The following is a 7,065-nucleotide window of genomic DNA, read 5'->3' as shown; positions in this document are numbered from 1 at the left end:
CACGCGGGGGTGATCCCACTGGTGCTTTAGCTTGGTATGGCTTCTTATGGTATTCCCCGCACACGCGGGGGTGATCCGTTCCCTCACGTTCGTTATCGTTTCGATCTTGAGTATTCCCCGCACACGCGGGGGTGATCCTGGGCTATCTCGCTTAGGCTTCTCGGGCTCTTTGTATTCCCCGCACACGCGGGGGTGATCCTCAACACCGATCAGGTTTACCAGTGGCTGGTTGGTATTCCCCGCACACGCGGGGGTGATCCCACTGGTGCTTTAGCTTGGTATGGCTTCTTATGGTATTCCCCGCACACGCGGGGGTGATCCTAGACTATTACATTAAGCGACCAATTGCCGTAGGTATTCCCCGCACACGCGGGGGTGATCCCTCAGACATGGTCAATGCAATTGAATACTTTTCGTATTCCCCGCACACGCGGGGGTGATCCTAATCCCGACAACTTGCCAGAAGTCAATCACATGTATTCCCCGCACACGCGGGGGTGATCCCCCGTTGCTGATTAGCCAGCCGTGTAGCGTTTCATATTCCCCGCACACGCGGGGGTGATCCTGCGTATTGGATAAGCGTTGATTTGATACCCACGTATTCCCCGCACACGCGGGGGTGATCCTAGCGATCAGAGCTTATGAACACTGGTGCTTTAGTATTCCCCGCACACGCGGGGGTGATCCCGGTACGGCTGAATTTCTAACCAAGCCCGACGGGTATTCCCCGCACACGCGGGGGTGATCCTTTTAGCATAATTCATGCCAAGTAATTTACAACGTATTCCCCGCACACGCGGGGGTGATCCTCGAATCAGGTTGATTATATCGCCAATCCAAAAGTATTCCCCGCACACGCGGGGGTGATCCGTCTAACACCGTTCGTAACGTGATTGCTGTGTGGTATTCCCCGCACACGCGGGGGTGATCCTACTAGTTGTTCCATCAGGAATAGTATATGAGAGTATTCCCCGCACACGCGGGGGTGATCCTCGCTTACGACTGGCAAGAAGGTGAAATCTACGGTATTCCCCGCACACGCGGGGGTGATCCAAAATAAACGCATAAATGGAGGATGAACCATGTGTATTCCCCGCACACGCGGGGGTGATCCCGCTGTTTGCGTCTGCGATAATCTTCCAAAACAGTATTCCCCGCACACGCGGGGGTGATCCATATTCATGCCGATCATGGCAACGTTAAGTATCGTATTCCCCGCACACGCGGGGGTGATCCTACTGTTTGACCGCGTTAAAACACTCGCTGATGGTATTCCCCGCACACGCGGGGGTGATCCTGTGGCGGTAAACTTATCCCCATATAACTCGCTGTATTCCCCGCACACGCGGGGGTGATCCCGACATTCGCGATTATCCGCAGGTTGCTGTGGCGTATTCCCCGCACACGCGGGGGTGATCCATGGCTGATATTGCATTTACCATGAACGACGTGGTATTCCCCGCACACGCGGGGGTGATCCCAACGCGCGCTAGAGAAAGTTGAAAGCGACCCAGTATTCCCCGCACACGCGGGGGTGATCCCAAGGATGTGCTGCTTTCTTATCAGCGCAAGGTGTATTCCCCGCACACGCGGGGGTGATCCTGACAGTGAGCGCGTGTTATCAGGCAAAGATCCGTATTCCCCGCACACGCGGGGGTGATCCCGCTGGTCACAAAATCGGTCATTTCATTCACAGGTATTCCCCGCACACGCGGGGGTGATCCCGCCTTGAGCGGCTCTGCATCGGCCTTCTCATCGTATTCCCCGCACACGCGGGGGTGATCCCGATAAGTTCTGCGGCAAGTCATCGCGTAAATCGTATTCCCCGCACACGCGGGGGTGATCCCATTTTGTGAATGATTCTGTGAATGCAAAATGCGTATTCCCCGCACACGCGGGGGTGATCCTAAACCAAGGTGTAATGAGGATCTGTCTGCTTGGTAGTTTCCGCGCACGCGAGGGTTAATCTTTGGTGAAGTACACTGCGGCACGGTATACTATAGGCGTATTCCCTGCCGCTTGCAGGGGTGATCCTTGGGTGGTGAGCCTTCGATGGATCAGTTGTTGCGTATTCCCTGCAGACGCAGGGGTGATTAGCGCATTACGCCGCCATGAAAAGCGCTAACAGCAGTCTTGTTTCAGCATATTTGCTGAAACGGGACTGCTGTTGTGTTTATTAAAGGTTGTTTAAAAGCGTCGGTTATTTATCGATTATCGATAAATTTCTGCTATGCTGAAACCATACGATGGAGGTGTGGGATGAAATTACGCAGCTGGTTTTTGAAGGTCTGTTTGGTTTTAGCGACGTTGTTGGTGTTGACGTTGGGTGTCGTATTGTTTTGGCGAGCGCCTGGGGCCCTTTTGCAGTCTGGGGTTTCGCCATTGCTGGCGTGGCCTTTTGGCAGCGGCTTGTATGTGATCGTCGCTGGATTTTTGGCGGCGGTGGTTTTTGCTTGGCAGCTGTTGGCGACGATCGATCACAACTTGGCATTTTCACAACGCGCGGTGCAGTTGCTGGCGCGCTTGAAGTGGGCATGTGTGGGGATGCAGGCAGGGGTTTTGCTGTGCTTGCCGATGATTTATACGTTTGCGGATCAAGATGATGCGCCTGGCGTGATGCTGATCGGGTTGGTCTTGTTTGCAATCCCGATGGTCGTCGGGGTGTTTTTGGCATTATTACAGCGGTTGTGGGCAGCGGCTTTAGCCTACAAGGAAGAAAATGAGCTGACCGTATGAAGATCGAAGTTGAATTAGAAACTATGCTGGCGGCCAAGCACATGACGCTGACGGAACTTTCTGAAGCAGTGGGGTTAACGATGGCGAATTTGTCGATCCTAAAAACCGGTAAGGCCAAGGCAATCCGGTTTTCAACATTAGCGAAGATCTGTGCGGTGTTAGATTGTCAGCCAGGTGACTTGTTGCGTTTTCGGCCATAAATCACTTAGCGGGCCAGTCCGATCAGGGCTGACCCGCTTTTTTTGGCAATAAAAAGCGCTAGACCACAATCGGCCTAGCGCTGAAAATCAGATGAATATGTTCAAAATCAAAACCATGATCAAGCCGACGATCGAGTTGGCCAATTCCAAACCGCCCCAAGTCTTGAAGGTGTCTTTCAATGAGATCCCAAAAGATTGTTGGAAAAGTAAGAACCCGCCATCATACATCAACGTCATGGTGTTACTGCCACAAGCACAAGCAAGCACCATCAACACGGGATTGACATTGAACGCGGCGATCATTGGCGCCACGATACCAGCAGCGGTGATCGCCGCCACCGCCCCTTGACCGGTCAAGATCCGGATCAAGATCGTGATGAGCCAAGCTAAGATCAATGGGGAAACACCGGAGTGACCGACCAGATTAACGATCTTGTCACCGATACCGGCGTTGATGATGACTTCCTTCATGACCCCGCCAGCAGCGATGACCAGCAAGACGTTAGAAATGCCTTCGATCGCGCTGGTCATATGCGCCGTGATCTCGGTGCCTTTCATCCCGCGGTTATAGCCAAAGAGGATCATGGCAACGATCACGGTGATCAGCATACTGATTTCAGCACTGCCAATGAATCCCGCAAAGTTATACAGGCCGCTATTTTTAGCGGTAAAGTTCTTAACAATAGAAGAAGCGACGATCAAGATTGCTGGCAAAAGCGGTGTGATCAAAGAGGTGCCAAAGCTTGGCAAGTCTGCTTTGGCCATCCGTGGAGCCGGCTTCATGACGTTGCCTAAAGGCATTTTTTCAAGGCCGGGAATGAAGCGCTGGATCAAGACCCCACTGCAGATGATCGTTGGAATGATCACGATCAAGCCAAAAATATAAACTTGGGCGATGTCAGCGTGGAAGGCGTTGACCAAAGCCATTGGCCCCGGTTGTGGTGGAAAGATGGAGTGACCCATCGTGGCACCAGCAACGGTGGGGATGACCAGCTTCATGTAAGGGATCTTAGCTTCTTTGGCAATACTGATGACCAATGGCATCGTGATCAAGAAGGCGACTTCATAAAACATCGCCATCCCAAAGATCATCCCGATCAGCAGCAAGGCAAAAGGCAACAACTTCGTGCCCATTTTACCAACGATCGTATCGGCGATTTGTTGTGACGCGCCGGATTCGGTCATCAGCTTACCAATGATCGCCCCGAAGATGACGATCAAGACTAAGCTTTGTAGGACGCTGCCAAGCCCGGCTTCAATCGTCGGGACCATCTTCGCAATCGGCATGCCTTCAGCAAAGGCAATGAACAATCCTGATAAGATCAATGCGATGATGTTGTGGATCTTCAACTTGACGATCATGAAGACCAGCAACAAGATCCCGATCAGGACCCAGAACATGGCGAGTAGATCTGCACCCATAGTTTTTCCTCCTAATAATAGCAAAAATGCGTTTAACTAAAATACTAGTATATTTGAATACGATTACAGTTTAACGGCTACACCCAAAATGTCAAAGGGTTTTTTGTGAATCAATAGACAATTTCAGCCAAATGAACACACAAAAAAAGGGCTGTTTCATTTAAGGAACAGCCCCTGCTGTAGCGGTGATGTTGACGTTAACATTGTGTGCCGCTAGTACAGAAAATTTTTTTACGACATTATTCGAAATAGTCCGGATGCAGCTTCAATGCCACTTTGATATCGTCGTCGACCATGTGCAGGTGGCGGCCGACACAAGTTTCTGCACGCTGCGGGACTTTGTCGGCAACTGCGGCCACGATCGCGCGGTGGTCGTCAAAGATCTGCTGCCAATCCAAGTCTTTGACTTCTAGGCGAAAATATCGGAAGCGGTTGAATTGCAAGTTGACGACTTGCAGCCAATCCCACACGAATTCCTTGTGATCAATGGTATAAAACGTGCGGTGAAAGTCTTCATCCAAGTCAAAAAAGCGGTCGTAGTCTTGTGAGTGTAAGTAGAATTCTTGCAGCTGAATCAGCTTTTGCAAGCCGGCTAATTGGGCTTCATCAATATGAGTGATGGCTTCTGTGACCACGAGTTTTTCAATGCTTTCACGGACGAAGCGGGCTTGATAAACTTCATCGACATTGATCTTAGACACATATGTCCCGCTTTGCGGCCGCACCGTCAATAAGCCTTCGCGACTCAACCGCAAGAAGGCTTCGCGCATGGGCGTTGCGCCGATATCCAGCTGGGTTTGTAACTTGCGTTTGTTGATCCGCTCGCCAGGTGCAAACTCCAAGCGGAGGATCTTGTTGCGGATCGCAGCATATGCTTCATCTTGGAAATTACCGATTTCGACCATAATACCCTCCTTGCAGCGCGTTTTTCTTTTTCAGTATAGCAAGTTTGTCAACATAAGAATATTCTTTCACAAAAAATAATAACAGACTTGTAATCGCCTTCAGCACATGTTACATTGATTCCGTAAACTGATATATTAGTATCACACAATTTTTGTGATGATGAAAGGAGCACAACTTCATGGTGCGCTTAACAGATGATTATCTCAAAGACCCTGAGGCGTTCAAACAAGCCGGGATCACGGTGCCGCAATTTGATCAGGCACAGGCGGCTCAAGCAGCTGCTGAAGCGCCGGTTTGGGTCCATTTTGGCGGCGGGAACTTGTTTCGGTGCTTTCACGCCAAAATCGCCCAAGATTTGTTGAACCAAGGGGCCCTCAAAGCGGGGGTGATCGTGGCAGAAACCTATGACGATGGGGTCGTTGAACAAGCTTACGCGCCTTATCAAAACCGCGCGTTACAAGTGGTCATGGATGAACAAGGCCACTATGACAAGACCTTGATCGCCAGCGTCGCCGAGGCGATCTACTATAATCATGTGAATCCAGCTGGCTGGGCTCGGTTGAAAGCGATCTTTGAACAGCCCAGCTTGCAGTTCGTCACGATGTCGATCACCGAAAAAGGATACACCTTACGCGATTTGAACGGGGATTTAACCGCGGCTGCACAAGCGGATATTGCTGGTGAGCCAGACGCGGCAACGACGAATATGGGCGCGATCGCGCGGCTGTTGTTAGCACGGTATCATGCCGGCAAATATCCGATCGCGATGGTTTCAACGGATAACTTCTCTGAAAATGGCAAGCGGTTTGAAACTGAAGTTTTGACGATCGCCAAAGGCTGGTTAGCCAAAGGCACCGTCGATCAAGGCTTTATCGATTATTTGACGGATCCGCAACAAGTCAGCTTCCCTTGGTCGATGATCGATCGCATCACGCCTAATCCGGCCGAATCAGTGGCTAAGATCTTGGCGGCCAGCGGTTTTGCAGATACGCAGATCATTCATACGGCTAAGCATACGAATATCGCGCCTTTTGGCAATACGGAAGTCACGCATTATTTGGTCATCGAAGACAGTTTTCCTAATGGCCGGCCGCCATTAGAAAAAGCTGGGGTGATCTTAGCAGATCGCGATACGGTCAATGATGCGGATCAAATGAAAGTCACCGCTTGCTTGAACCCGCTGCACACCGGTTTGGCGATTTTTGGCTCGGTGTTGGGCTATACCAGCATCGCAGCAGAAATGACCAATCCGGATCTCGTTGCGTTGGTGAAGCAATTAGGATACAACGAAGATCTGCCGGTGGTCAAAGACCCAAAGATCATCAGTCCCAAAGGCTTCATTGATGAAGTGATCCAAAAGCGGCTCCCGAATAAAAACATTCCGGATACGCCGCAGCGCATCGCCAGTGATACGTCACAGAAACTACCGATTCGCTATGGGGTGACCATCCAGCATTATTTGGATGCAGGCAAAGAGACGTCCGGCTTAAAAGCCATTCCGTTAATCATTGCTGCATGGTGTCGTTTCTTGATGGCCGTGCAAGATGATGGAACCGCCTTTGAACCGAGTCGCGATCCGTTGTTGCCAGCATTACAACCCTACGTGAAAGCCATTCATTTAGGTGATCACGTGGATGCCCAAGCCGTCTTGAAGCCGATTTTGACCAACAAGCAGATCTTCCCAGCCGACTTAGAAGCTGCAGGCTTAATGCCAAAGATCACGGCTTACTTTAACGACATGATCGCCGGGCCAGGTGCTGTGGCCAAGACCTTGCATGCCGTCGTTGGCGCTTAGCAAACG

5 protein-coding genes and 1 CRISPR repeat array are annotated in these 7,065 nt (G+C 51.0%); of the genes, 3 read left to right on the top strand and 2 right to left on the bottom strand.

Going from position 1 to position 7,065, the window contains the following annotated elements; genetic code table 11:
- Positions 1–49 precede the first annotated feature (49 nt).
- Positions 50–1,907: a CRISPR direct-repeat array (repeat unit 28 nt; unit sequence GTATTCCCCGCACACGCGGGGGTGATCC).
- Positions 1,908–2,259: 352 nt separating this feature from the next.
- Positions 2,260–2,736 (top strand): DUF2975 domain-containing protein, encoded by a 477-nt coding sequence (locus EKM91_RS08745; protein WP_125752845.1) that lies wholly within the window; start codon positions 2,260–2,262, stop codon positions 2,734–2,736.
- Positions 2,733–2,936 carry a helix-turn-helix domain-containing protein gene (locus EKM91_RS08740; protein WP_125752842.1) on the top strand — a complete coding sequence of 68 codons (204 nt, stop codon included), beginning with the start codon at positions 2,733–2,735 and terminating at the stop codon, positions 2,934–2,936. The genes EKM91_RS08745 and EKM91_RS08740 overlap by 4 nt, the downstream gene beginning before the upstream one ends.
- Before the next feature lie 87 nt (positions 2,937–3,023).
- Here EKM91_RS08740 and EKM91_RS08735 read toward each other — a convergent pair whose 3' ends face one another.
- Together EKM91_RS08735 and EKM91_RS08730 are read right to left on the bottom strand one after the other, a co-directional pair.
- On the bottom strand, positions 3,024–4,358 hold the full coding sequence (locus EKM91_RS08735; protein ID WP_125752839.1) for a gluconate:H+ symporter: 1,335 nt from the start codon (positions 4,356–4,358) through the stop codon (positions 3,024–3,026).
- 239 nt (positions 4,359–4,597) lie between these two features.
- On the bottom strand, positions 4,598–5,263 hold the full coding sequence (locus EKM91_RS08730) for a GntR family transcriptional regulator (RefSeq protein ID WP_125752836.1): 666 nt from the start codon (positions 5,261–5,263) through the stop codon (positions 4,598–4,600).
- A gap of 179 nt (positions 5,264–5,442) precedes the next feature.
- On the opposite strand from EKM91_RS08730, the gene EKM91_RS08725 reads away from it, so the two are divergent.
- Positions 5,443–7,059 (top strand): mannitol dehydrogenase family protein, encoded by a 1,617-nt coding sequence (locus EKM91_RS08725; RefSeq protein ID WP_125752833.1) that lies wholly within the window; start codon positions 5,443–5,445, stop codon positions 7,057–7,059.
- Positions 7,060–7,065 lie beyond the last annotated feature (6 nt).

The sequence above is a fragment of the Lacticaseibacillus baoqingensis genome (genome assembly GCF_003946165.1).
GTDB lineage: Bacteria > Bacillota > Bacilli > Lactobacillales > Lactobacillaceae > Lacticaseibacillus > Lacticaseibacillus baoqingensis.
The sequence above is the reverse complement of the archived record's forward strand: the minus strand, read 5'-3'. Positions and strand labels throughout refer to the sequence as shown.